The organism is Teichococcus oryzae (assembly GCF_008386565.1).
In the GTDB taxonomy this organism is placed as follows: Bacteria; Pseudomonadota; Alphaproteobacteria; order Acetobacterales; family Acetobacteraceae; genus Pseudoroseomonas; species Pseudoroseomonas oryzae.
Window position 1 is genome coordinate 1 of sequence record NZ_VUKA01000011.1, and the last position, 24,751, is coordinate 24,751.

The window sequence follows — 24,751 nt, forward strand, 5'->3', positions numbered from 1 at the left end:
CATGGGCACCGAGGAGCGTGACATCATTGCTCCGGCCATCGCCGCTCTCCGCCAGGAAGGCATCGATGCCCGCGGCCCCTTCCCCGCCGACACGCTGTTCACGCCCCATGCCCGCCAAGGCTACGACGTCGCCCTCGGCATGTATCACGACCAGGCCCTGATCCCGGTGAAGACGCTGGACATGGCCGGCGGCGTCAACGTCACCCTGGGCCTTTCGCTGGTTCGCACCAGCCCCGACCATGGCACCGCGCTCGACATCGCCGGGCAGGGCCGGGCCGATCCCGGCAGCCTCGTCGCCGCGCTGCGGCTCGCCGCCACCCTTGCCGCGCACCGGCGGCACCACCAAGCCCGCCAGGAGCCGCCATGACCCCGCCCCCGATGCGCCTTTCGGTCAATGTCGATCACGTCGCCACCCTGCGCAACGCGCGCGGCGGCCATTTTCCGGACCCGCTTGAGGCGGCGCGGCTTTGCCTGCGATCGGGCGCCGACGGGATCACGGTGCATCTCCGGGAAGACCGGCGGCATATCCGTGATGCCGATGTCCGGCGCATGGCCGCCGAACCCGGGCTGCGCCTGAACTTCGAGATGGCGGCCACGGAGGAGATGGTGGGCATCGCCACCTCCCTGCGGCCCGCCGCCTGCTGCCTGGTGCCCGAGAAGCGGGCGGAACTGACCACCGAAGGGGGCCTCGACGTCCGCGGCGCCGGGCCGCATCTGCGCGATGCGATCGCCCGGCTGGCTGCCGCCGGCATCGAGGTCTCGGTCTTCGTGGAGCCGGACCCGGCGCAGATCGAGGCTGCCGCCGCGCTGGGTGCCCACGCCGTCGAGTTGCACACCGGCGGCTTCGCCGATGCCCTACCGGAGATGCGCCCCCCCCTGCTCGCGCGGCTGCGGGATGCGGCGGGGGCCGCGGCTTCCGCGCGCCTTGCCTGCCATGCCGGGCATGGCCTCGACTTCACCACGGTGCAGGACATCGCGGCCCTGCCGCAGGTGGTGGAGGTCAGCATCGGCCACTTCCTGATCAGCCAGGCGGTTTTCGAGGGCCTGCCCGCCACGCTCAGGCGGATGCGCGAGGCCATTCAGGCCGGAAGGGCGAGTATTTCGGTCTGATCGCTCTCTTAACGATCACGACCTGGAGAACAACAACCATTACGGGTGGCTCATCGGGGATGCTTCGGTCAGACAGATTGGAAGCATTCCGCTGGCTCGAAACTGCGCGGGGAGGCTGACGACACAGGCGGTTCTTGCCCGGCTGTGTGGATATGAGGAGGCGTGTTTGGCGCAGATCCCCGATCCCCGCGCAAAAACAGTCCGGGCAGGTCGTGGTTGGAGGGCTCTGCCCGGCAGGTGGCAGGCCTGGTTCCGGCGCTGGCGGCGGCGGGAGGATGCTCCCCTGGCTGTTCACCTTGCCCTGCTATGCACCGCGCTCCTGTTGCCGATCCTGCTGCTATCGGCCGCCCTGACCCTTGCTTATGTGGAGGCGCGGCGGGAAGCGCTGCAGGACCTTGCCCTGCAGCATGCTCGAAGCATCCTGCGGTCCGTGGACCAGGAAATCGGTGGCCGTTCCACGATGCTGCAGCTGCTGGCCGCCATGTCCCTGATCCAGGACCTGAAGCCGGCCGATTTCACAAGCCTGATCCGGCAGGCGGAGACGCATCTCAAGGGCCAGATCACATTGCAGCGCGCGCAGGGCGCCGAGCCGGCTCCCGCTGTTTCCGTTCTGTCCGGCCCCGCTCAGCCGGAAGATCGCGGGCAGGCTCCGTTGTTGCGGCTTACCTTGCCGGTGGCCGGGAACGGCATGGCGGCGCAGTTGCTGAGCCTGACCATGAGCCCCCAGGTGCTTCAGCGCAGCCTGCTGGATGCCGGCCTTCCCGAAGGCTGGACCGCGGTGGTGATCGACGACAACCGCCAGGTCATCGCCTTGTCCGGGCCGGCCGACACCTTGCTGGAGCGGCAGCTGTCGGAAGTGGCCCGGCAGGCCGATGCCGCTTCCGCCAGCTTCTGGAAAACGCTCGGCAGCGCGGGGGAGGAGGTGGCCCTGGCCCATGCGCGCTCCCCTGCCTCCGGCCTGGGGGTCGGCATTATGGTGCCGAGCCGAGTGGCCGAGGCACCCTTGCGGCGGTCCCTGCTGGGCTTCGGCATCGGTTCCACGCTGGTGGTGGCGCTGGTAATCGGCCTCGCCTTTCTTTTCACGCGGCGGATCGCCCACTCCGTGCGGCAGGCCGCCCTGGCGGCACGGCGGCTGGGCCAGGGAGAAAGCCTGCCGCCTCTCGCGACGCCGGTGCGGGAATTGTCGGCGGTGAGCGCCGCCCTGTCCGAGGCGGGACGCAGGATGCAGGCCCGCGCCCGCGAATTGGCCGACAGCGAGGCGCAGCTGAGCCGTGCCGTGAGCGCCGCGCGCATGGCGACCTGGGAATGGGATTGCGGAACGGATCGCCTGAGTGGCTCGCCGGAGCGGGAAAACCTGTACAACGCGGCAAGGGGGAGCCTCCGTACCTTTGGCGCGGTGATGAATGTCATCCTGCCGGAAGACCGCATCCAGGTGCGCGCGGCCATGGAAGCCGCGCTCGATCCCTGCGGGCCCGGCCTCTATGAGGCCCAGTTCCGGGTGTTGGACCCGGCTGGCGGTGAGCGCTGGCTGCAAAGCCAGGGGGCCGTGGTGCGCCGCGGCCCGGACGGCAGCGCGTCGAGGCTGAGCGGTGTGGTGATGGATGTCACCCAGGCACAGCACGCCGCGGAGCGCGAGCGGCGCCTGACGCGGGAGGTCGATCACCGCGCCCGCAACATCCTGACGGTCGTTCAGTCGGTGCTGCGCCTGAGCCGCAATGAAGATTCGGAAGCCTTCCTCGCCGCGGTGAAGGGACGGGTGGATGTGCTGGCGCGGGCACACACGCTGTTGTCGCGCAACCGCTGGAACGGCGCTGACCTGCATGAGCTGGTGGCCGAAACCCTTGGGCCGCACGGAATCGCCGGCTTGGTCACGCTGCAAGGTCCGCCAATGGCCCTCGCCATGGCCGCGGTGCAGCCTTTGGCCCAGGTGCTGCACGAGATCGCGGACAATGCCCGCCGGCACGGCGCCCTGTCCGGCCCGGACGGCCATGCCAGCCTGCTGTGGCGGCGGGACGGCAGCGGCCTGTCGCTGCTGTGGCGCGAAAGTGCCGGTCCTGGAGTGGATGCCCCGCCCCGCCCGGGTTTCGGCCTTCGCGTGGTGGAGAACACCGTGCGCTGGCAGCTGGCGGGCACGGTGGAGCTGCGATGGGGAGCGGACGGCCTGTGCTGCTCGATCCGGCTGCCGGAGCGGATGCTGCGGAACGGCAAGGCCTGCGCCGCCCCGGAGCCGGTCTGGCCGCTACCCACCCTGCCGGCCCGGATGGCAGGGCCCGAGCCTTGCCAAAGTCCCTGATGGCCTGAATCCGAGGCTCCTCAGCCTCCAGAATCAGGCCATGCCGCTTTTCTCAGGGGCCTGCTGATGCGCGCGTCAGAGCGGCTTCAGATCGCGCTCGATTTCCGCCCGCTTCGGCTCCAGGAAAGGCGGCAAGGCGAGGCGTTCGCCAAGGCTTTCCTGGGGCTCGTCAGCCGCGAAGCCGGGTCCGTCCGTCGCGATCTCGAACAGGATGCCGCCGGGCTCCCGCACATAAAGGGAGCGGAAGTAGTAGCGGTCCACGGGGCCGCTGGACCGCAGGCGGAACTGGTTGAAGCGGTCCACCCAGGCGCCATAGGCCTCATCCGGGATGCGGAAGGCGACGTGATGCACGCTGCCCGCGCCAGGGCGGTGGGGCGGCAGATGTGGCTCGACACGCACATGCAACTCGGCCGCCGGGCCGCCCTCGCCCATCTCATAGACCTGCACCTGGACGGGCTTGGCATCGTCCGTTTCGTAGCGGCGGCCGCGCCGCATCGCCATGACCTCCGTGGCGAAGGCATCGGTGCGGCGAAGATCCGGCACGCTCATGGTGATCGGGCCGAGGCCGCGGATCTGCATCGCGGGAGGAACCGGGCTGCGCGTCCAGGCATGCGCCTCGCCGGCACCGCCATCATCCACCAGCGCCAGGCGCTGGCCTTCCGGGTCCTCGAATTCCAGCGTCAGGCGCCCATCCAGCGTGCGGATCGGCTGGGCTGCGATCTTGTGTTCGGCCAGCCGCGCGGCCCAGTGCTCCAGCGCCTCCCGTCCCGCAACGCGCAGTCCCGTGCGGGTGATGCTGTGGGTGCCGCGCGTTTCACGCTCCACAGGCCAGTCGAAGAAGGTCAGGTCCGTGCCGGGGCTGCCCTGTCCATCGGCGTAGAACAGATGGTAGGCGCTGGTATCGTCCTGGTTGACCGTTTTCTTCACCAGCCGCATGCCCAGCGCGCGGGTATAGAAATCGTGATTGCCGCTGGCATTCGCCGTCACGGCGGTCAGGTGGTGGATTCCATGCAACTGCATCGTGGCCTCCTTGAACTCGTGGGCGCCATGCGGAACCAGGCCGGCGGGGGCCGGGCGCCCGCCCTCCCCCTTTTCCAGGCTTCAGCCGCGACCCTTGACCAGGGCGGCGGTGACCTCGGCCACGTGGCGGCCCTGGAACTTCGCCATCTCCAGCTCATCCGCCGATGGCTGGCGCGAGCCGTCGCCATTGGCGATGGTGGTGGCGCCATAGGGCGTGCCCCCATTGACCGTGCTGATGTCGCTCAGGCGCTTCTCGGTATAAGGCAGGCCAACGATGATCATGCCGAAATGCATGAGGTTGACGATGGTGGAGGTGATGGTTGTCTCCTGCCCGCCATGCTGGCTGGCGGTGGAGGAAAACACCGAGCCGACCTTGCCCACCAGCTTGTTCTGGAACCACAGCCCACCGGTCTGGTCGAGGAAGCTGGCCATCTGCGAGCTCATGCGGCCATAACGGGTCGGCGTGCCGATGATGATGGCATCATATTCCGGCAGTTCCTGCACCGTCGCGACCGGCGCCGCCTGCTCCAGCTTGAAATGAGCCGCCTTGGCGACCTCCAACGGCGCCGTTTCCGGCACGCGCTTCACCGCCACCTCGGCACCGGGAACGGAGCGGGCCCCCTCCGCAATGGCGTTGGCCATGGTCTCGATGTGGCCATAGGAGGAGTAATAAAGAACAAGGATCTTAGGCATTCGGAGGCTCCTGGCAAAAAAAGAGAAGGCGTCTGTCACCGTCTAAGTTGCGTTCGGCTACGGTGATCGGCAACGGCTTGCACGGAAACGGAGCGTTCGTTAATCGCGAACAATGAGACCAGATCCCGAGGCCCTGGCGACCTTTGTGCAGGTTGTGGACAGCGGCAGCATCACCGGTGCCGCCGCCCGGCTTGGCCTCGCCAAATCGGCCGTCAGCAAGCGGGTGGCACAGCTGGAGGCGCAGCTGGCCACACGGTTGCTGCACCGCGCGGCGCGCCATGTCTCCCCCACCGAAAGCGGCACGCTGTTGTATGAGCGTGCCCGGGCCCTGCTGGCACAGCTCGACAGCGTCGCCGACGAGGTGCTGGCCCGTTCAGGAGCCTTGCAGGGCGTCGTGCGCCTGGCGGCGCCGCTTTCCTTCGGCATCCGCTATCTCGGTCCGGTCATCGCCGACTTCATGCAGCGCTATGAGCGGATGGAGGTGACACTGGATTTCGATGACCGGCATGTGGACCTGATGTCCGGCAGCTACGACCTGGCGCTGCGCAGCGGCCGCCTCGGCGATTCAGAGTTGCGTGCCCGCCGCCTCGGCACCAGCCGCAGGGCGCTGTGCTGCAGCCCGGCCTATGCGGCGCGGCACGGCCTGCCGGACCGGCTGGAAGCGCTGCCCGGGCATTCCTGCCTTGGCTACACCAACACCACCAGCGGACATCTGTGGCGCTTCGGCCGCACCGGCACGCGCGAGGAGCGTTCACTGTCGCTGCGCGGGCGCCTGGCGGCGAATAGCGGCGAGGCTCTGCTGGATGCGGCGCGCGCCGGATTGGGGCTGGTGGTGCTGCCGACCTTTCTGCTGTCCCATGCCGTGCGCGACGGAACGCTGCGCCCGATCTCCATTCCGGGCTGGGAGCCTGTGCCGGACAGCATCCAGCTGGTCTATCCCCCCACCCCGTCCCTGCCGCTGAAGACACGCGCCCTGATCGAGCATCTGGCGGAGCGCATCTCCGAGCCTTTTGCGTGGGACGAGCCCTTCGCCCCTTTCCAGGAGCGGCCAGGGACGCTGTAACGGCGTCCTCTGAATCCCGCGCAAAGGAGTTCGCCGATGCCCGAGACGCCGCCCACCCTGGATCCCGAGGTGCTCGCCGCCCAGGCCCGCCTGCGCGAGGCAGGGGTCGCCAATGGCGACATCCTGGCGCCGGACCTTTCCGAGGCACGCGCCGCCACGCGCCGCTATCAGGCCTTCCTGAACGAAGGCGGCCCCGAGGTGCCGGTGGTGGAGCACCGCCTGGACACCACGCCCGCATTGCGCCTGCGGCTCTACCGCCCGCCCGGGGAAGGGCCGCTGCCGGCTTATCTGCACATTCATGGCGGCGGCTTCGCCTTCGGCGAGCTGGATTCCCTGGACCGCTGGAAACGCGAGATCGCCAGCGAAGCCGGCATCATCGTTGTTGGCCTGGAATACGCCCTGGCGCCGGAGCATCCTTATCCCGCCGCGATCGAACAGGTGATGGCGGCGCTGCGCTGGCTGCGTGAGGACGCGGCGAGCTTCGGCGTGGATGGCACGCGGCTGGCGGTGGGGGGCGATTCCGCCGGCGGCAATCTGGCCCTGGGCGCCCTGCTGCGCCTGCGCGACGCCGGCATGCCCATGCCGCGCCTGGGCGCCATCATCTACGGCATGCTGTCGGCGCGGCACCAGACGTCGTCCCACCAGCAATTCGGCAGCGGCGCCTTTGGCCTTTCCACCGCCAAGCTGGAGCGGTTCTGGAGCCATTACCTTCCCGATGCCGCGCTGTGGCAGGCGGCGGAGGCGGTGCCGCTGCATGCCGAGCTGTCCGGCCTACCACCCCTGCTGTTGCAGGCGGCGGCGCTCGACCCGCTGCTGGATGACAGCCTGGCGCTGGATGAACGGCTGGAGCAGGCCGGAGTGCCGCATGCCCTGACCGTTTATGAAGGCATGCCACATGGCTTCATCGCCCAAACCGCTTTTCTGTCAAAGGCGCGGGCGGCACGGGTGGAACTGACGGCAGCCCTGCTGCGGGCGCTTCGCTGAAGCATTCCGCCTTCCGGGCGGCCGCGCGGCCGCCAGGAAGGCGCGGGAAGCCTCAGGCCAGGGCCTGCTCCAGATCGGCGATCAGGTCGGCCGGATCTTCCAGGCCGACCGAGAAGCGGAACGTCCCCTCCCCCGTCCAGGCACGATAGGCCTCCGCCTGTGCGCCTTCCAGGTGGAAGGAGGAGCGCAGGATGTCCTCGGCGGGGATGTGGAAGACCAGGCTTTGCGTCTTGCCGAGCGACACGGCGTAGGTGATCACCTTCAGCCGGCGCGCCAGCTGCCGCGCCAGATCCTTGCTGCCATCGGCGACAAAGGAAACCATGCCGGAGAAGTTCTGCATCTGGCGCCGCGCCAGATCATGCTGCGGATGGCTGGCGAGCCCGGGCCAGTAGACGCGCCGGATGCGTGGATGCGTTTCCAGATATCGCGCCACCTCCCCGGCATTGTGCTGATGCAGCGCCATGCGGGCCGGCAGGGTTTCCAGTCCGCGCAGGATCAGCCAGGCGGCAAAGGGATTGATCGCGCCGCCAACATGGATCAGCGCTTCCTGGCGCAGCGCGGCAATGGCGGCCGCGCGGCCGATCACCGCGCCGCCCAGCGCATCGCCATGGCCGCAGGCATATTTCGTCAGGGAATGGATCACCCAGTCCGCGCCCAGCTCCAGGGGCCGCGTGGCGACCGGTGTCGCCATGGTGGAATCGACGGAAAGCTCGGCGCCGCCGCGATGGGCGATCTCGGCCAGGGCGGCGATGTCGGCCAGGCGCAGGGTCGGGTTGGCCGGGGTTTCCACATGAACAAGCCGAGTTTCGGGCCGCATGGCGGCAGCCACCGCACCTGGATCGGACATGTCCACCGCGGTGACGCCAACGCCGTAGCGCCGCAGGGTGTCATGCGCGAACTCGGCGATGCCCGCGTAGCAGACATCGCTGACCACGAGGTGACCGCCGGCGCCAAGCCTGTGCAGCATCAACCCGGATGCCGCCGCCATGCCGCTGGCGAAGGCCAGTCCCGCTTCCCCGCCTTCCAGTGCCGCGAGGCGCTGTTCCAGCAGCGCCACGGTGGGATTGCCCCAGCGCGTGTAGAAGGGGGGCGCCTCGGCTCCGAGATCCGCCGCCGAGAAGCCGATGGCATCCGGATCGGTATGGAAGCTGGTGGCGGCGACCAGGGATGGCGTCAGCGGCGCGCCAGGCCGCCGCTCCGGGGCGGCGGCGTGGATGGCTTGTGTTGCGGGGCGCATCGTTGCTCCTCTCATTCTTCGGAGAGCCGCTGCACCACGCCGTTTCAGCTGCGTGCCGGCTTGCTCCCATGCGAAACGTCGGGCGTGCCGCGGAACAGCGACATGTGGGTATGGGTCGCGACCCAGGGCTCGCCGATGGCAGTGCGGGCCAGCGACACGGTGGTGCGGCCCTTGCGGTCAAAGGGCTTGCCATCGGGCGTGAAGCCCGTCGAGTCCCAGATGGCGAGGCCGACCGCGAAAAGCCGGTCGGGCGATACCAGCGCCTTCACATCGTCCAGGCGGTAGGTAAAGCCGTCAATGGTGCCCCAAACCTTGCGCCACTGATTCTGTTCCGTGTGCTCGCGGCCATACACGAAGTCGCTGAAGGTGCCGAAGGCCAGGAAATCTTCGGCGAACAGGTGCCGCGCGGCGGCGAAGTCGACGGCCCGCACATGTTCCGCCAGCTCGCGGAACCAGTCCACGACCTTCTGCTGGTCCGCGGGATCAACGGAAGCTGTGGCCTTGATGCTCATCACGGAGTCCTGTGTTCTGGGGGCAAGAAAAGGAATTGCGGCAAATGGCCGCGCTGCACCGGCGGATCATGCACGACGTGCCGCTCAGGACAAGAATGCCCCGCCATGATCGCCGGCCGGGACATGATGGCGTGTCGTTGAGCGCGCCGTTGACGGCCGACGCCACCATGGCGACAGCGCGTCAGCCCGCTCGCGGCACGGCCGGGCTCAGTCGTGCTGTCTATTGCGGCTCGAAATTAGCCAGCTTCAGCAACGCGGCGTTGCGGGCCACATCGGCGGCAATGAAGCTTTCGATCTCGGGAATGGTTTCGCGCACCGGCTCGAAGCCCTGATCGGCGAGGCGGTGCAACGCCGCCGGCTGGTGCAGCCCCTCGACAATGGCGGCGTTCAGCCGGGCGGCGATGTCCGGCGGCACGCCGCGCGGCGCCCAGACGCCATACCAGGATTCAAAGGCGAAGTCCGGCAGGCCGGATTCTGCCAGCGTTGGAAGCTCCGGGGCCAAGGGGCTGCGCCTAGCGGTCGCGATACCGAGGCCCTTGACCTGCCCGCCCCGGATCATCGGCAGCGTTGCGAGGACCGGATCGAACATCAGGGGCACATTGCCGGCGGCCACGTCGGTCAACGCCGGCGCGGAGCCGCGATACGGCACTACCTCGATCTGCGTGCCTGCCAGCCGGTTGAACTCGATGGATGCGAGATGGCCAGCCGCCCCCAGGGAGGAGGTGGCGAAGGACCAGCGCAGGGGATCGGCCTTGGCGGCGGCAATCACCTCCGCGACGCTGTTCTGCGGCCGCCTCTTGTCCAGCACCAGAACGCAAGGCCCGCGCGCGGTGCGGGCAATGGGCAGGAAATCGGCCACCGGATCATAGGGCACCGAGCGCATGACCTGCCGCGCCATCGGATGGATCGAGGCCGATCCCATGATGGTATAACCGTCCGCTGGGGCCTGCAGCACAGCGTGCCCGCCCACGGTGCCGGACCCGCCGGAGCGGTTCTCGACCACAACCGTGACCCCTAGCCGCTCCTGCAGCACCTGGGCCGCGAGGCGCGCCATGGCATCGGTCGCGGCCCCTGGCGTGTAGGGCACCACCATGCGGATGGGGCGGTTCGGCCAGGCGGCTTCCGCATGCAGGGCGGGAGCGGCCAGAAGCGTTGCGGCCGTGGCGCCAAGGCGCAGCACTGCCCTTCGCGGCAGCGGAAGGGCGGTTCGGATGCTCATGGCGGCGCTGCCTAGTGCGTGGAAGGGATCTGGTTGTGCTGCCGGGCGCGCTCAACCACCAGCCGGGCCACCCGCGTGGCCTCGGCAGGGGTGGGGAAGCTGGCGCCGTCAAGATCATCCACCACAGGGTCGATGGCCTTGAAGTGCCAGCCCTGGGGGCCTGCCACGGCAACCCCGACAAAGCGGCCGCCAATGTCGACGGGACGGGAAGCGATCATGTTCCGGATACTCCAGGCGGCATTCTACACCGCCAAATCGTCAATCTGAATGAGGATGCTGAGTGTCTGGGCGCATCAACAGTTCCGCATTCGGTTCGTGAAAGGAGCATCCGGCCCATCGTCGGCCGGACAAGGCACCAGGCCATGGCGCTTTAGCGTTTGGTGTCGCGGTGCAAGCTGCATCATTCAAATCCCCGCGGAGTGACCATCACTCGTCTTGGAGACGGCAATTCAGCACGTTTTGACATGGTTTAAAAGGATAAACGCGGTGTATTCTAGTGTTTATCATTCTGCTCATGTTCGAGGCGGGTTTCGGGCATGGCAAACGCCGCCAGCAGAGTGCAAAGCAGGCCGATCCCGCCCAGCAAGGCAAAGGCCGCGGCAGGGCTGCTCAGGGACGACACCAACCCGGCCAGGCTGTTGCTGATCGTCGCGCCGACACCGACGGCCAGCCCGAACAGGCCCATGCAAAGATTGAACCGGTTGTTGCGGCGCGTCAGGTCGGAAGCCAGCAGTGGCAGCATGACGTTCAACGTGGCGGCGCTCAGCCCGTCCAGCGCCTGGATCAGGATCAAGGTGTAAGGCTCCTCCACCAGGGCCAGCAGCGCACCGCGCAGCGGCAGCATGCTGAAGCCCAGGATCAGGACGATACGCCGCCCGCGCTGTTGCGCGAGCCTCCCGACCCAGGGCGAGATCGTGGCCACCACCAGCTGCGGCACAACCAGGCAGGCGGCGATGATCAGATTGGCTTCCTCGCCCGCCGCACGGGTGACGGCCACCCCGGCGAGCGGCAGCATGGCGGCGTTGGAAAGGGTGAACAGCATGGCGCACCCTGCGAACACCAGAATGCCCCGCTCCTTCAGCAGGTCGAGCAGCCGTCCGTCCACGGCCTTCTTCTGCGGCCGCACCACATGCATGTCCTCGGCCCGGATGCGCATCAAAGAGACCAGGCTCGGCAAGGTCAGGGCCGCCGTCAGCCAGAACACCGAGGCCGGCGAGACATAGGTGCCGATCAGCCCCATCACCCCGGCGGCGACGGCGCCACCCAGCGAAGCGTAGCGGGCGTTCCGCCCCAGCCTTTCGCCCAGCGCCTCCCGCCCCACCAGCGCCAGGCTGATGGCCGCAATGGAAGGATTGAGCACGCAGCTGGCAAAGCCATGCAGAACCTCGGAGGCCAGCACCGGCAGCCGGGAAGGAAAGGCCGCCAGAAGCACGGCGGACAGGGCGATGGCGGACAGCGCCAGCAGCGCCATGCGGCGCTTGTCGCGGACCGCATCCACCAGCATGCCGGCCGGCACCTGGCTCAGCATGGTGGTCAGGGTGCCGAGGCTGAGGGCGAAGCCGATCTGCACCTCGGTCCAGGCCTGCGTGGTGAGGTAAACCGCGACAAAAGGGCCGAAGCCTGTTTGCACATCGGCCACGAAGAAGTTGAGCCAATCCAGGCTGCGGCGACTGCGCCGGGAGGGAATCATGCGGTTGTCATCCAGGGGGCGCGGGCGCGGTGGCCAGCACGGCATCTTCCCCGTCACGGTGCTCGGGGAAGTTCTTGAGCTGATCCCGGGTAAGGCCCAGGGTGATGCTCCCCTTGTTGAAGCTCAGCATGGACCAGGAGACGCCGAGGCGGCGCTTCCCGACGCCGAGAAAGCCGCCATAGTCCAGCACGATGCCCACCGCCTTGCCTTCGGTATCCACCAGAACATTGACGATCTGGCCGACAACCATGCCACTGACGCCCTTCACATCCGCGCCCAGGATCCGCCGCACTGTATCGCGCGGCACGATCTCGCGGCCCGCGGGCGGCAGCGGAGCCTCACTGGCGGGCGGTGCCTCCACAGGCGGCGGAGCCTCCGCCGGCGCTTCCTCGGTGGACGGGGCTGGCGCCGCCGCCACCAGCGGCAGGGCCAGCAGGGCCAGCCACCGGATATCAGACATGCGGCGATTCGAAGTCATCATGAACAGCACTCCCGCAGGGCCGTGGCGCGATTTGCTGCGGTGCAGAAACGCAGTCGCGGCGAACTTCCCCGTCACCGGCGTAACGGCCCGCATCCCGGTAAGTTTGGCGGGTTTACGGCGACAAGGCATGCTGCCGATGCGGCCTGGGTGCAGCGATCTCGGCAAGCCTGACGATGCGTTCTCGCCACAGCAAGCAATTTCCACGGGCTTGCCTTCAGGAAGGACTTCACGGCGGCCACCGGCTGTGCTTTGGCTACGGCGCAGACTCCGAAAGGCGAGACCATGTCGAAAAAGTTCCTGGCCGACACCATCCAGAAGTCCATCGAGATCACCGGCGTTGGCGCGACCGCCCTGGCCGGCGACATCATCGAGGCCATCAAAGCCGAGATCGTTCAGACCGGTCGCTTCACCATCCCGGAATTCGGCGCTTTCTCGGTGCGGGAAACCCCGAAGCGCACGGCGATGAACCCGCGCACCGGCGAGAAGGTGGCGGTGAAGGCCGGCGCCACGGTGCGCTTCAAGCCTTCCCCTGCGCTGCGTGAAGCCGCCCATGCCGCGCTGAAGAAGAGCAAGCGCAAGGCCGCGAAGGGCGGCTGAGCCGGCAGGCCTCAGCGGGCTGGCAGGAGCAGGGCAATCTGTTCCGCCAGCTCACCCCGCCGGAACGGCTTGCGCAGCAGCGGATAGTTCGCCGGCAGGCCGCCGGCATCGGCATAGCCGCTCAATAGCAGGATCGGCAAACCGGGCCGCCGCATGCGGGCATGGTCGGCCAGCTTCCGTCCATCCATCCCTGGCATCATCACATCAGTGATCATCAGGTCGATGCCGGGCTGCGCTTCCAGCAAAGCCAGGGCGGATTGCGCATCGGGCGCCGCAAGGCTCTGGTGGCCCAGTTCACCCAGGATGGTCACGGTGATCCCGCGAACATCGGCGTCGTCATCCACCACCAGGATCTGCAACGGCCGGGCAGGCTGCCTTGCCGGCTCCCGCATGGGCGGCGTGGCTTCCGCTGGCGCCAGCGCGCGGGGCAGCAACATCTCAACCGTGGTTCCCTCGCCTTCGCGGCTGCGGATGATGGTGGTGCCGCCGGATTGCCGTGTCAGGCCATAGACCATCGACAGGCCCAGCCCCGTCCCACGTCCGACTTCCTTGGTGGTGAAGAAGGGCTCGAAGGCTTGCGACACGACCTCGGGCGGCATGCCGGTTCCGGTGTCGGCCACGGCCACGGCCACATAGTCGCCGGCGGGAAGGTCCGGCAGCTCATCCTGCGCCAGCGTCAGGTTCCGGGTGGTCAGGGTGATCCGGCCACCCTCCGGCATGGCATCGCGGCTGTTGATGCACAGATTCAGCAAGGCAAGCCCGAGTTGCTCGGGATCGGCCATGGCCGCATGAAGGCCGGGATCGAGCTGCTGATGCAGCACAACATGGTCTCCCAGGCTGCGCAGCAGCAGATCCTCCATCTCGGTGACCAGCCGGTTCACATCGCTCGGGCGGGGCTGCAGCTGGCGCTTGCGGCTGAAACTCAGCAGCCGCTTCGTCAGCGCAGAGCCACGCTCGGCCGCGGCCACGGCGTTGCTGATCATCCGGCTTTGGCGCGGATGCGGCAGATCGCTGGCCGCCAGCAATTCCAGGCTGCCCAGGATGGCGGTGAGCAGGTTGTTGAAGTCATGCGCCACCCCGCCCGCCATGGTGCCGAGGGCCTGCATCTTCTCCGCCTGATGCAGCCTTTCCTGCATCTGGCGCTGTTCGGTGATGTCATGCTCAAGGGTGGCGAGATGGGTGATGCGGCCACCGGCATCGCGGATCGGGATGCGCACGACGCGCAGCCAGTGCAGGCCGCCAGCATGGGAACGTTGCTCCACCTGCTCGACCTGACGGCCCTCATCGACCGCCGCTTGTTCCTCCGCCGAAAGCGCCTCGACATGACCCATGAGGGCTTCCGGGGTGCCGCCCAGCAATGCCGCCTTGGCCGCGTTCATGCGTGTGAAGCGGCCTTCCAGATCCTTGAAGAACACCACGTCGCTAGTGGAATCCATCAGGCCGCGCAACAGCGCCCGTTCCATGTCCAGCGCACGGGCCAGGCGGAAGCGTTGCACAGCGCTGCGCACCATGCTCAGCAGGGCCATCGGCTCCCAGGGCTTCGGCGCGTAGCCCGCGATGCGGCCCCGGTTCACCGCGCTGATCACCGCCTCCAGATCGGCATAGCCGGTCAGCAGCAGCGCCTCGGCCGCGCAGACCTCCCGCGCCTGTGCCAGAAAGGCATCTCCCGTCATGCCGGGCATGCGCTGGTCGGAGATGATCACCTCGACCTGCGGCTCGCCAGGCAGCATCGCCAGCGCCTCGGCGCCCGAATGCGCGGTCAGCACGCGGAACTCGTCTTCCAGCAGATCCGCGAGAGCTACCAGGATTTCCGCCTCGTCATCGACGAGCAAAAGCGTCGCGCGGTGGTCGGACAGGGTCTGCACCATTCAGATCTTCAGATTGACGGGAATGGTTATCATGAAACAGGCACCGCCGTCAGCGCCCTCGCCCACGGCAATGGTGCCGCCATGGGCCTGAATGACATTGTAGGCAATGGCCAGGCCGAGGCCGGTGCCCGCGCCCACCGGCTTCGTGGTAAAGAAGGGCTCGAAGACACGGTCCCGCATCTCGGCGGGAATCCCGGGGCCGCTGTCGCTGATGGCGATCCGGTAAGTGTCGGCATCGCTCTCGGTGTGGATGATGATCCGGCCACGCCCTTCGATGGCGTCGGCCGCGTTGCTCAGGATGTTCATCACCACCTGATTGAGCAGGGCGGGCGAGCAATGCAGGTCGGCCACAGCCTCGAAACGGCGCTCCACCACGATGCGCTCGCCCATCTTGTGGGCCAGCAGGGCCAGAACCGTTTCCACCGCGTCGGGGACGTTGACCCGCTGGAACACGTCATCGGTGCGGGAGAATTTGCGCAGCCCCGCCACCAGCTCCTCGATCCGCCGCAGGCCCAGCCTCATCGACCGTGAGCGGTTCAGTGCCTTGTCGAGCAGGGGCTGCGCCGCCGCTTCGGAAGGCAGCACCGACTGCATCTGGTCGAGCAGGCGCTCCACGGTGCGTTGATGCGCCAGGATGAAAGCCAGGGGATTGTTGATCTCATGCGCGATCCCGGCCACCAGTTCGCCCAGCGAGGCCATCTTGGCCGATTGCACAAGCTTGGTCTGGGTATCGAGGAGCTGGCGATTGGCATCCTCCAGCTCGGCATTGGCCCGCGCCAGCGCCTCGGCCAGGGCGGCCTTGGCTTGCGCGGCCGCGGCCTCGGCCCGGGCCCGCTGAATGGAGTTTTCGCGTTCGCGGATCTCCTCCGCGAGACGGCGATCCTCGTCCTGCAGCATCTTGCGGCGCAGCGCGGCGCGGATGCGCATCGTCAGCAATTTGGGCTCGGCGACGCCGGGCACCATGTCATCGGCACCGGCCTCGAAGACGTGCGACAAGGTTTCCCGCTCAGCCGCGCTGTCAGTGCCGATCGCGATGATCTGGAAACCCGCCGAGCCGGTGGCCAGCGTCGCCGTCGCGCCGCGCAACGCGTTTAGGCGGGCGCAAACCGCCGTTCCGTCATAGGTGGTGCTCAGCACGTTGACCAGCACGCAGTCCCATTCAAGCGGCCGGACTCCAGCCAGTTCCAGGCCCGCTTCCGCATCCGGCTCGGCACGGACCACATAGCCTTCGCGTGCCAGCAGGCCGGTCAGATAGGCGCGGAACGTGGCGCTGTCATCGATCACCAGGATGTTGGCGCGGCGGAACGCCGTGCTGCCGCCGCCATGTTCCCCGGCCGAAGTGGCGGCACGGCGGCGCAGCAGGGCCTTGATGCGCAACAGCAGCAGGTCGCGGTCAGCAGATTTCGGCACATAGGCGTCGGCGCCGCTTTCCAGCCCCTGCAGTTCCAGATCGCCCTCCCGCGCCTCGGTCAGCATCAGAACCGGGATGGCGCGGGTCCGGCTGTTCAGCCGGATCTGCCGCGCTAACTCATCCCCATTCATACCCGGCAGGTGGAAGTCCACGATCACCAAGGCAGGCAGCGCCTCGTTCAAGGCCTCCAGCGCCAGTTCGGCCGTGCCGGCGCAGGCGACGCTGAACCCTTCCCGTTCCAGCAGGCGGCGCATCTGCAGGGCCTGGGTTTCGGAATCCTCCACCAGCAGCAGCGAGGTGCCGGGCGGAACGGGCGGCCCGGTCATCGCCCACCCTCCTGCGCCAGGCTGAGGAGCCTCGGCCCGATCAGCGGCAAGGGCAGGCTCATGGAGGACCCGCCCATGCGGACCGCGGCGGCGGGCATCCCGTACACCACGGTGGTGCTTTCATGCTCGGTCACGGTCACGGCGCCCGCCCTGCGCATGGCCAGCAGCCCAGCGGCACCATCCTCGCCCATGCCGGTCAGCAGCACGCCGAGGCCCTGCGGCCCGGCCGTTTCCGCGACGGATTCGAACAAGCGCGTGGCGGAAGGGCGCTGGCTGCCAAGCGGCGGCTCGCCGCTGATGCGCAGGATGCCGCCGGGCGCGAGAAGCAGATGGCGATCGCCGGGCGCCACATGGACACGGCCGGGACGCGGGCGCTCGCCATCCTGCGCCAGCGCCACCCGCAACGGGACCAGGCCATCAAGCCAGGAAGCGAAGCCTTCCATGAAGGGGCTTCCCATGTGCTGCACCAGCAGCACCGGAAGCGGAAAATCCGCCGGCAGGGCGCCGAGCACCTGCGCAAGGGCGGGCGGCCCTCCCGTGGATGCGGCGATCGCGAGGATGGAGGGCGGCATGCGCGGCACGGCCGGCAGGGGCGAGGACGCGACGGGGCGGGAGATTCCCGGGCCGCGGCGCCGTATCACCGGCACCTGGCTCATGATGAACAATTGCGTGCAGATCGTCTTGGCGATGCGGTCATAGCCACCGGTCTCGGTGCCGACCGGTTTTTCCACAACCGAAAGGGCGCCGGCTCGGAGCGCATTCATGGAAATGCGCAGCGCCGCATCCTCGACGCTGTCAGCGATCACCACGATCGGGGTGGGCTGCTCGGCCATGATCCGGCGCGTCGCCTCCAGCCCGTCCATGCCAGGTAGGCGGATATCCATCGAGATCACATCGGGCCGTATGCGCGGCAATTCCTGCAATGCGTCCTCGGCGGACGCCACGGCCGCCACCAGCTGCAGCCGCGGATCGCGCGAAACGATATGGGCCAGAAGGCGGCGCACCACGAGGGAGTCCTCGACGATCATCACGCGCACCGCCTCGGGCACGGCTCGGCTGGCAGGGTTCACAGCAACTGCCCAATGGTGGCCAGCAATTCCCGCTGGTCGAATTTCTGCTTGGTGATGTAGGCGCCGGCACCCAGCTCCAGTCCACGCCGCACATCCTCCGGATCGGCGCGGGAGGTCATCAGGATCACCGGAATGGATGCCAGCCGCGAATCGTTCTTCAGCGCCTGCAGCAGCGCGAAGCCATCCATGCGGGGCATCTCCACATCGGCAACGATCAGGTCAACCAGGACATCCCCGCTGCGCAGGCGGTTCAAGGCGTCCACCCCGTCGACGCTGAGCAGCACGCGAAATCCCTGAGCCTCCAGGATGCTCTTTTCCAGCGTTCGGGTGGTGATCGAATCATCCACCACCAGGATGGTGGCCGCCTGCTCCGCTTCAGCCGGAGGGGCAAGGCCAAAGCCGGCGGCGGCCAGCTGCCCTTCCTGGCGCAGCCAGCGGCCGACCAGGGCTTCCGGGCTCAGCACCACGGCCGGCGCCTCGCCCATCAGGGGAGCGGCGCCGACAACCAGCCCCGCCTCCGCCAGCGGCACCTCCACCGCCTCGACATCAAGCACCTGCACCTCCCGCAGGCGGTCCACCACCAATGCCAGCCGGCGCGTGTCGCTTCGCAGCAGCACGGCCTGAACGAAGCGGCCTGCCGGGGCCGCGCTTTGCTGAAGAAGGGACGCCAGATTCACCACGGGCACGATAACGTCGCGGCCTTCGCTTTCGATGCGCAGCACCGGGCGCCCCTCGACACTTTCCAGCGTTTCGGGCCGCAAGCGCATCAGCCGTTCCACCGCCCGGCCCGGCAGGCCCCAGTTCTGCCCCGCGGCCTCCACCAGCAAAACGGGCTGCCGCGCCGCGGCCAGCGGGACGGCGAGCTCGATCTCGGTACCGGCCGGGCGCCGCGGGCGCATCACCACGCTGCCGCGCAGCCGCCGCGCGGCTTCCGCCACAACGGACAATCCGATGCCGCGCCCGGACAGGCGATCCACGGCCGCCGCGGTCGTGAAGCCCGGCTCGAACACCAGGGACAGAAGCTGGTCCTGTGGCGGAGGCGGCTGGTCCGGGCGGCGGGGCGGCAGCAGGCCCTGGGCGATGGCCGTCGCCTCGATGCGGTCAAGGCTTGGGCCCGGCCCATCATCGGCGACAAACAAGCGCAACATCCCCCCGCTGGTGGCAAGGCGAAGTGCGATGGTGCCTTCCGCCGGCTTGCCACGCGCCAGCCGCTCGGAAGCGGGCTCCAGCCCGTGGCTGACGGCATTGCGCAGAAGATGGGTCACCGGGTCCTTCAGCGCCTGCAGCACGGCGCGGTCGGCCTGCACATCCAGCCCCTGGATCTCCAGCGTCGCGCTGCGGCCGGCTTCCCGCACCAGCTCGCGCAGCATCGGCGCCAGGCTGCCCAGCACGGCTTCGGCGGGAACCAGGGTGATGCGCTCGACCCGCTGCCGCAGCATGGCCACCGCCGCATCCGACCCCGCGGCGGCCGCACGCTGCTCCCGCACCAGCCGCCCGACCTGCCGCAGCAGGCCATCCATGTCGGCGGCGAAGCCCTGGCCTGCGGCGCCAGCCTGGCCCAGCGCCGGCCAGCGGCGGCGCAGGCCGCGCAGCGCCGCTTCCACCTCCAGCATCCCGGCGCCGAGGCGGCTCTGCTGCAACAGCGCCTCGGAAACCAGCCGCGCCGCTTCGGCCAGGGCTTCCACCTGCGGGGTCTGCACGCGGAGATATTCGGCTGCCGGAGCGGCAGGCGCCTCAGGCGAGGGAGCCTCGGCCTGGACCGCGGGCGGCGTGGACAAGCCGGCCACCTCATCCTCGATGCCGTCCAGCTCGCGGCGGAGGGCCTCGACCATGGCGGCGTCAAGGGCGGCCTGCCCCTCGCCGAGGCGGGCAAAGGTGGCTTCGAGCCGGTGGGCCCGTTCCTCGACCGCCGGCAGGTCCACCGCGCGGGCGGCGCCCTTCAGGCTGTGGGCGCGGCGAAACGCTTCGCGCTGCTCGAAGGGCCTGCCGGCCTCCACCGCCGCGAGCGCGGCGCGCATCGCCTCCAGATGCTCGCGATGCTCGACCTCGAAGGCGGCGAGCAGTTCCTGCCGCAATTCATTCATGGGCGCGGCGGCGCTTCAGATTCGGTAACGGTCGGCGAGCGTGACCAGCTGCTGCGACAATTGCGACAGGTTGACCGCCGCCGTGTCGAGCTGCCGCGTCCCGACCGCCGTCTGCTGGCTGGCCTGCCGGATGTTCTGCAGCGCGCTCATCACCTGCTCGATGCCGAGCTGCTGCTGGTTGGTGGAGGCGACGATCTGCTGAAAGGTTTGCACGCTTTCCTGGATGCGGCTGGTGATCTCCGTGATCGTGGCGTGGGTGGTGTCGGTCCGCTCGCGTCCGGCGGCGACGCGCTTCACAGCTTCCTCCGTCAGCATCACCGAGGAATTGATGCCGCGCTGGATGTCGCCGAGGATGGAGCGCACCTGGGAGGTTGCCTCCTTGGCCTGGTCCGCCAGGGTCTTCATCTCCGCCGCCACCACGGCGAAGGACCGGCCCTGCTCGCCTGCCGCAGCCGCCTCGATGGCGGCGTTCAGCGCCAGGAGGTGCGAGCGCTCGGAAATGTCGTTGACGGAGGCGATGATCTCGCTGATCGCCTGGGTCTTCTCCGACAGGCTGACGATGTTGGCCGCGACCGCCTCGCCCTGCTCCCGGATCAGGTCCATGGCACGCACCGTTTCATCCACGGCCTTCAGCCCGGCATTGGAGGTTTGCGCCGTGGCCTGGGCGGAAGCGATCACCTCCTGCGCGCGCTTGCCGATCTGGGTGCCGGAATGGGTGATTTCGTCCACCGTGGCGGCGGTTTCCTGCACCGCGGCGAGCTGTTCCTCGACGCTGGCGGCCTGCTCCTGCGTGCTGGCGCGGATCTCGGCGGCGGCGGCATTGAGGTTCTCCGTCGCCTCGCGGCTTTGCCGGGCGAGCTGCCGCAGGCCCTCCACCATGGCATTCAGCGTGACGCCGAGCTGGCCCAGCTCATCCCGGCCGGTGACCGCGGGCGGGCCGCTGAGGTCGCCGCGCCCGACACGCCCGACAAATTCCGAGAAGGTGGCGAGCGGCGCGGTGATGGAACGGCGGATAAGCAAGGTGATGACGATGCCCAGCGTCAGGGCGCCGAGCAGCACGGCGATGACCGACAAGCGGCTTTCGGCGTAGATCTCCTGGCCGCGCTGCTGACCGGCGACAAGAAGGCCGTTCAACGCTTCCTGCAGGGCCTCGCTGGACTGGTCGAATTCGGCCCTGACCGCCGTGACCGCCTCGCTCGCGGCGAGGGCCGCGGTGAGATCCTGGTTGCGGACCGCCTCGAACTGAAGCTGGGTTTGACCACGGATGCGCTGCAGCTGGCCCGATGTTCCTTCCAGAAGCCGGACGATGCGCTGCCATGACTGGCGCCGGTCCGGCGAAACGGCGGTGGCCAGGTTCTGCTGCGCCGCCGCCAGCATCTCCCGCTCCAGCCGTTCCAGCGCCTCGGCCCCGCGCGACCACTGGACGGCCATCTCATCAGGGCTGCTGCCGGCGGGTGCGATGCTGCGCAGCATGAAGCGCATGAGGTGGCGGGCGCGGTTGTCCTGCATCGCCGCCTCGGTTTTGCGCAGATCCGTCAGCTGGCGCAGGGTGCTCGTGTCGCGCGTGACAATGGTGTCCGTCGCCGCGGTCACCACGCTGATCTGGTTCAGCCCGTACAGGCCGAGCCCGAGCAGCAGCAGGGTGATGGCCATGAAACCGATGAGAATGCGGTTGGCGATCGTCAAGGCATCACGCTCCGAGGGTTTGGGCGGCGGGCAGGAAGGGGTGCAGCAGGCGGGCGGTGTCGATCAGCCCCAGCAGGACGGGCCGCGGCGCGGCGGATGGCAACAGCGCATGGCCGGAAAGCGGGCCCGGACCCGCATGGGGGTCCGGCGGCAGGCTTTGCGGCGCCTGCACGCCGGTGACGCGGTCGACCCGGATCGCGAAGCGAGGCGCCGCATGGCGCAACAGCAGCACATGGCCGCCGGGCCTGGCCGGCTGGCCCCGGCCAAGGGCCAGGGCGAGATCAAGCAGCAGAAAGGCCTGCCCCCGGGCACCCATCAGGCCGAGCAGCGCCGGCGGGGCGCCTGGCAAGGGGGCGCAGGGGCCATCCGGCACCACCCGCGCCACGTCCTCCAGGGACAGGCCACAAAGCTCCTCGCCCAGGGCGCAGATCAGCATCGGCGGCAATGGCCGCTCCGCCACGACCTGGCCGCGTTCCGCCAGATCGCGGGTGCGCTGCTCCAGGATGCGCTGGGCGCGGGCTGGTGGAACGTGGAAGGCGGAGGAGCTTTGCGGCATCAGGTGCTGCGGCCAGCCGGCGCGTTCAGCTGCAGCCGGATTCCGGCGCGCAGTTGTTGCGCGGTCATGCCATCCCCTTCTTCCACCAGAGTCTCCCCGGGCCAGGCCGCGACGATTCGTGCCGCATTGGCCAGCGCGCGCCGTCCTTCCAGGCGCCGGCCCTCGTCTAGCAACAACAAGCCAAGCTGGTAATGGGCCATGGCAAAGTCACGCCGCAGATAGATGGCCCGCCGGAAGGCCGCCTCGGCCGCTGCGGGTTGGCCCTGCGCGCGGGCCACCAGCCCATCGAGATGGTGCAGCAGCGGATCGGTGGGCGCGGCCTTGAGTCCAGCATTGCAGGCCGCGGCGGCGGCGGCGAGGTCATCGCGATCCGCGGCCTCGCGTGCCTGCCGCAGGAAACCGGCCGCCCCCGCTCCAGGCTCCGGCCGCTGCGGGAGCGGCTCCGGCGCCGGCCGGTGCCGCATTGCCGGCAAAGGGAGCCGGGTCGCGGGCGGCGGCGGCATCATGGGCACCGGCGCATCCGGGGGATTGGTGGGAAGCGGGGGCGCCTTGCCCTCCACCGGGCGGCGATAGGCCACGGTGCCGGGCAGTTCCACCAATTGCAGGAATTCCGCGAAGGCCGGATTCGGCTCGGCATGGCCCAGCAGCAGCCATCCGCCCGGCCGCAGGCGCTCCGCAAGCGCCCGCACCACCTGCCGCACCACATCCGGATGGAAGTAGATCAGCACGTTCCGGCACAGGATCAGGTCGAAATCGTTCAGCTCCAGCGGTGAGCTGCCATCCAGCAGGCTGAGCAGGTTGTGGCTCCTGAACCGCGCCAGCGCCCGATGGTGGGAACGGAGCTGCCAGCGGCGGCCACCATCCACGGAATGGAAATCGTGCTCCAGAAGATCCGCAGGCTGCCCGCGCAGGGTCCAGCGGCTGTAAATACCCAGACGCGCCTGTTGCAGCGCCGCCTCATTCAGGTCGGTGCCCAGCAAGGCCAGCCGCCATTCCGGCAGGGCATCGCCCAGCAGCTGCCGCAGCAGGATGGCCAGGGAGTAAGGTTCCGCGCCATTGGCGCAGCCGGCGCTCCACAGCCGAAGCTGCCTCGCGGAGCCGTTCAGGCGCAGCAACTCAGGCAGGATGGTCTCGCGCAATGCGGCAAACTGCTCAGCATAGCGAAAGAAGAATGTTTCCCCGACGGTGATCTCCGCCGCCAGGGCATCCCACTCGGCCTCGCACAGCAATGGATCGCGCAGGCGTTGCAGATAGGCGGCGCTGCCGGAGAGGCCGGTCTGCCGGAAGCGGCGGCACAGGCGCTCCCACAGCAGCGTATCCTTGTCCTGGTAATAGAAATGCCCGGTCTGCGCCATGATGAGCCGCTTCAGCGCCGGGAACTCCGCATCGGGCAGGGAGGCCGGCGGGATCGAGGCGTGGCGCGCCACGGCCCTCACCCCGGCACGGCCCACTCGCTCAGCCGCGCCTGTGCCGCATCCCGCAGCGTGGCCAGCGCCGCCTGCTCCTGGGCCAGCAGGATGCGCCCGGGATCGAGAAGGTGCGCGAAGCCGTCATCGAGCGGCAGTTCGGCCGTGGCGCAGCCATTCAGTGTCGCCTCGGGCGGCAGGGGCCGGCCTTGCGCGACGGACAGGCGCACCAGATCCAGCACGCGATCCACCAGCAATCCCGGCATGGAGGTCCCCAGCGCCGGGCTGGCAAGGATCACATGCCGGTACAGCGCGGCCTCGGCGTCGCCCGCTTCGCTGCCGAGGCCGAACAAGCGTGCCAGATCCAGCACCGGCATTGCCTCGCCGCCCAGATTGATGAAGCCAGCCAAGGGCCGGGGCAGGCCGGGGGGGCGCCACAGGCGCGGCAAGGGCAGCACCTCGCGCACGGCGGCCCGCGGCAGGGCACATCGGCGGGTGCCGATGCGCAGCAACAGGTAGGTCTCGAAGGACGGGGATGAACCGGCTGCCTGGCTCAGCTTGGATGCTCCTCGCATGAAGATGGCCTGGTTATCATCCCGCCAGGCGGCCATCCAGCCATCGCCTCGACGGCACGATCCCCGCGCGGCAGGATGGATGCCTCGCGAGGAGGATCGATCGCCCAATGGCCACCAACATCGCCGTCGCCGCCCAGGCTTTGCTGCAGGCGCGCCGCAGCCGCCAATGGCTGGATGCCTTGCCCGAGGAAGGGCGGCCACACAGCCTGGAGGATGTCGCGGCCATCCAGGCCGCGGTTGCCGCGGAACTGGGACCGGTCGCGGGCTGGAAGGTGGGCGCGGCCAGCCCCGAGGCCGAACCGGCCGGCGCGCCCCTGCACGCCGCCACCTTGCGCTGGGACAACACCCCGTTCGACGCCGCCGAGTTCAACCTGATCGGCATCGAGGCCGAGATCGGCTATAGCCTCGGCGCCGACCTGCCGCCGCGTGAGACGCCTTACACGCGGGAGGAGGTGCTGGCTGCGATCGCCACGCTTCATCCGACGATCGAGGTCGTGGATAGCCGCTTCAAGGCCATGGGTCCTGACAAGCTGAGTCATGCGGCGGATCAGGGCAGCCATGGCGCCCTGGTCATCGGGCCGGCGGTCACGGAATGGCGGCACATCACCCCCCCTGCCCTGCCGGTCCGGCTCAGCTTCAACGGCCAGGTCGTCGTTGAGCATGTGGGCGGCAATTCCGCCGGCGAGCCGATCAGGCTTCTTCAATGGCTGGCCAACAAGGGCGCACGCGCCCATGGCGGGCTCAAGGCAGGAATGGTGATCACGACGGGCAGTTGCACGGGGATGCTGATGGTGCAGCCCGGAATCCGGGCCCGCGCGGAGTTCGCCGGGGTCGGCGCGGTGGAAACCGCCGTTCTGTGAGGCAATGGCG

The 24,751-nt window shown here is 68.8% G+C and carries 23 protein-coding genes; 7 read left to right on the forward strand and 16 right to left on the reverse strand.

Annotated features, from left to right (window positions below; genetic code table 11):
- From F0Q34_RS16440 to F0Q34_RS16450, 3 genes are all read left to right on the forward strand, one after another.
- A partial coding sequence (locus tag F0Q34_RS16440; RefSeq protein ID WP_174242068.1) for a 4-hydroxythreonine-4-phosphate dehydrogenase PdxA occupies positions 1-367 on the forward strand: 367 nt, incomplete at its 5' end.
- On the forward strand, positions 364-1,110 hold the full coding sequence (locus F0Q34_RS16445; protein WP_241665538.1) for a pyridoxine 5'-phosphate synthase: 747 nt from the start codon (positions 364-366) through the stop codon (positions 1,108-1,110). The genes F0Q34_RS16440 and F0Q34_RS16445, both read left to right, overlap by 4 nt.
- A 322-nt stretch (positions 1,111-1,432) precedes the next feature.
- Complete coding sequence (locus F0Q34_RS16450; protein WP_149813337.1) at positions 1,433-3,403, forward strand: HWE histidine kinase domain-containing protein; 1,971 nt, start codon at positions 1,433-1,435, stop codon at positions 3,401-3,403.
- Between the two features lie 75 nt (positions 3,404-3,478).
- Here F0Q34_RS16450 and F0Q34_RS16455 read toward each other — a convergent pair whose 3' ends face one another.
- Both F0Q34_RS16455 and wrbA read right to left on the reverse strand, forming a co-directional pair.
- A complete protein-coding gene (locus F0Q34_RS16455) occupies positions 3,479-4,423 on the reverse strand; it encodes a ring-cleaving dioxygenase (RefSeq protein WP_149813338.1) in 945 nt (314 codons plus the stop codon).
- An 81-nt stretch (positions 4,424-4,504) separates the two neighbouring features.
- The gene (gene wrbA, locus F0Q34_RS16460) at positions 4,505-5,116 is read right to left on the reverse strand and encodes an NAD(P)H:quinone oxidoreductase (RefSeq protein ID WP_149813339.1); all 612 of its coding nucleotides are present in this window, start codon (positions 5,114-5,116) and stop codon (positions 4,505-4,507) included.
- A 112-nt stretch (positions 5,117-5,228) separates the two neighbouring features.
- On the opposite strand from wrbA, the gene F0Q34_RS16465 reads away from it, so the two are divergent.
- Both F0Q34_RS16465 and F0Q34_RS16470 read left to right on the forward strand, forming a co-directional pair.
- Positions 5,229-6,179 (forward strand): LysR family transcriptional regulator, encoded by a 951-nt coding sequence (locus tag F0Q34_RS16465; protein WP_149813340.1) that lies wholly within the window; start codon positions 5,229-5,231, stop codon positions 6,177-6,179.
- A gap of 36 nt (positions 6,180-6,215) precedes the next feature.
- Positions 6,216-7,163, forward strand: a complete 948-nt coding sequence (locus tag F0Q34_RS16470; RefSeq protein ID WP_149813341.1) for an alpha/beta hydrolase fold domain-containing protein — start codon at positions 6,216-6,218, stop codon at positions 7,161-7,163.
- 52 nt (positions 7,164-7,215) lie between these two features.
- Here F0Q34_RS16470 and F0Q34_RS16475 read toward each other — a convergent pair whose 3' ends face one another.
- The 6 genes from F0Q34_RS16475 to F0Q34_RS16500 all read right to left on the reverse strand — a co-directional run bounded on the left by F0Q34_RS16475 (position 7,216) and on the right by F0Q34_RS16500 (position 12,302).
- The gene (locus F0Q34_RS16475; RefSeq protein WP_149813342.1) at positions 7,216-8,400 is read right to left on the reverse strand and encodes a trans-sulfuration enzyme family protein; all 1,185 of its coding nucleotides are present in this window, start codon (positions 8,398-8,400) and stop codon (positions 7,216-7,218) included.
- Positions 8,401-8,444: 44 nt separating this feature from the next.
- Positions 8,445-8,912 carry a YybH family protein gene (locus F0Q34_RS16480; protein ID WP_149813343.1) on the reverse strand — a complete coding sequence of 156 codons (468 nt, stop codon included), beginning with the start codon at positions 8,910-8,912 and terminating at the stop codon, positions 8,445-8,447.
- Positions 8,913-9,132: 220 nt separating this feature from the next.
- Positions 9,133-10,131, reverse strand: coding sequence for a Bug family tripartite tricarboxylate transporter substrate binding protein (locus tag F0Q34_RS16485; protein WP_174242069.1), 999 nt, complete (start codon positions 10,129-10,131; stop codon positions 9,133-9,135).
- A gap of 11 nt (positions 10,132-10,142) precedes the next feature.
- The gene (locus F0Q34_RS16490) at positions 10,143-10,349 is read right to left on the reverse strand and encodes a hypothetical protein (protein WP_149813344.1); all 207 of its coding nucleotides are present in this window, start codon (positions 10,347-10,349) and stop codon (positions 10,143-10,145) included.
- A gap of 275 nt (positions 10,350-10,624) precedes the next feature.
- Positions 10,625-11,821: an MFS transporter gene (locus F0Q34_RS16495; RefSeq protein ID WP_149813345.1), complete on the reverse strand. Its 1,197-nt coding sequence runs from the start codon at positions 11,819-11,821 to the stop codon at positions 10,625-10,627.
- 7 nt (positions 11,822-11,828) lie between these two features.
- The gene (locus tag F0Q34_RS16500; RefSeq protein WP_149813346.1) at positions 11,829-12,302 is read right to left on the reverse strand and encodes a PRC-barrel domain-containing protein; all 474 of its coding nucleotides are present in this window, start codon (positions 12,300-12,302) and stop codon (positions 11,829-11,831) included.
- Between the two features lie 282 nt (positions 12,303-12,584).
- Here F0Q34_RS16500 and F0Q34_RS16505 point away from each other — a divergent pair, with 282 nt between their 5' ends.
- The gene (locus tag F0Q34_RS16505) at positions 12,585-12,899 is read left to right on the forward strand and encodes an HU family DNA-binding protein (RefSeq protein WP_149813347.1); all 315 of its coding nucleotides are present in this window, start codon (positions 12,585-12,587) and stop codon (positions 12,897-12,899) included.
- Positions 12,900-12,910: 11 nt separating this feature from the next.
- On the opposite strand, the gene F0Q34_RS16510 is transcribed toward F0Q34_RS16505, so the two are convergent.
- The 8 genes from F0Q34_RS16510 to F0Q34_RS16545 are packed head-to-tail and all read right to left on the reverse strand — an operon-like array spanning position 12,911 to position 23,881.
- Entirely contained in the window at positions 12,911-14,767 is a 1,857-nt protein-coding gene (locus F0Q34_RS16510) for a response regulator (RefSeq protein WP_149813348.1), read from the reverse strand.
- Entirely contained in the window at positions 14,768-16,504 is a 1,737-nt protein-coding gene (locus F0Q34_RS16515) for a response regulator (protein ID WP_149813349.1), read from the reverse strand.
- The gene (cheB, locus tag F0Q34_RS16520; protein ID WP_149813413.1) at positions 16,501-17,532 is read right to left on the reverse strand and encodes a chemotaxis-specific protein-glutamate methyltransferase CheB; all 1,032 of its coding nucleotides are present in this window, start codon (positions 17,530-17,532) and stop codon (positions 16,501-16,503) included. The genes F0Q34_RS16515 and cheB overlap by 4 nt, the downstream gene beginning before the upstream one ends.
- A 38-nt stretch (positions 17,533-17,570) precedes the next feature.
- Entirely contained in the window at positions 17,571-19,658 is a 2,088-nt protein-coding gene (locus F0Q34_RS16525; RefSeq protein WP_149813350.1) for a hybrid sensor histidine kinase/response regulator, read from the reverse strand.
- A gap of 15 nt (positions 19,659-19,673) precedes the next feature.
- Positions 19,674-21,344, reverse strand: coding sequence for a methyl-accepting chemotaxis protein (locus F0Q34_RS16530; RefSeq protein WP_174242070.1), 1,671 nt, complete (start codon positions 21,342-21,344; stop codon positions 19,674-19,676).
- Between the two features lie 4 nt (positions 21,345-21,348).
- On the reverse strand, positions 21,349-21,900 hold the full coding sequence (locus tag F0Q34_RS16535) for a chemotaxis protein CheW (RefSeq protein ID WP_149813351.1): 552 nt from the start codon (positions 21,898-21,900) through the stop codon (positions 21,349-21,351).
- Positions 21,900-23,327 (reverse strand): CheR family methyltransferase, encoded by a 1,428-nt coding sequence (locus F0Q34_RS16540; RefSeq protein ID WP_241665539.1) that lies wholly within the window; start codon positions 23,325-23,327, stop codon positions 21,900-21,902. Before F0Q34_RS16540 ends, F0Q34_RS16535 begins: the two co-directional genes overlap by 1 nt.
- Before the next feature lie 5 nt (positions 23,328-23,332).
- A complete protein-coding gene (locus tag F0Q34_RS16545; protein ID WP_149813352.1) occupies positions 23,333-23,881 on the reverse strand; it encodes a chemotaxis protein CheW in 549 nt (182 codons plus the stop codon).
- A 107-nt stretch (positions 23,882-23,988) separates the two neighbouring features.
- On the opposite strand from F0Q34_RS16545, the gene F0Q34_RS16550 reads away from it, so the two are divergent.
- Positions 23,989-24,741, forward strand: a complete 753-nt coding sequence (locus F0Q34_RS16550; protein ID WP_149813353.1) for a 2-keto-4-pentenoate hydratase — start codon at positions 23,989-23,991, stop codon at positions 24,739-24,741.
- Positions 24,742-24,751: the final 10 nt, after the last annotated feature.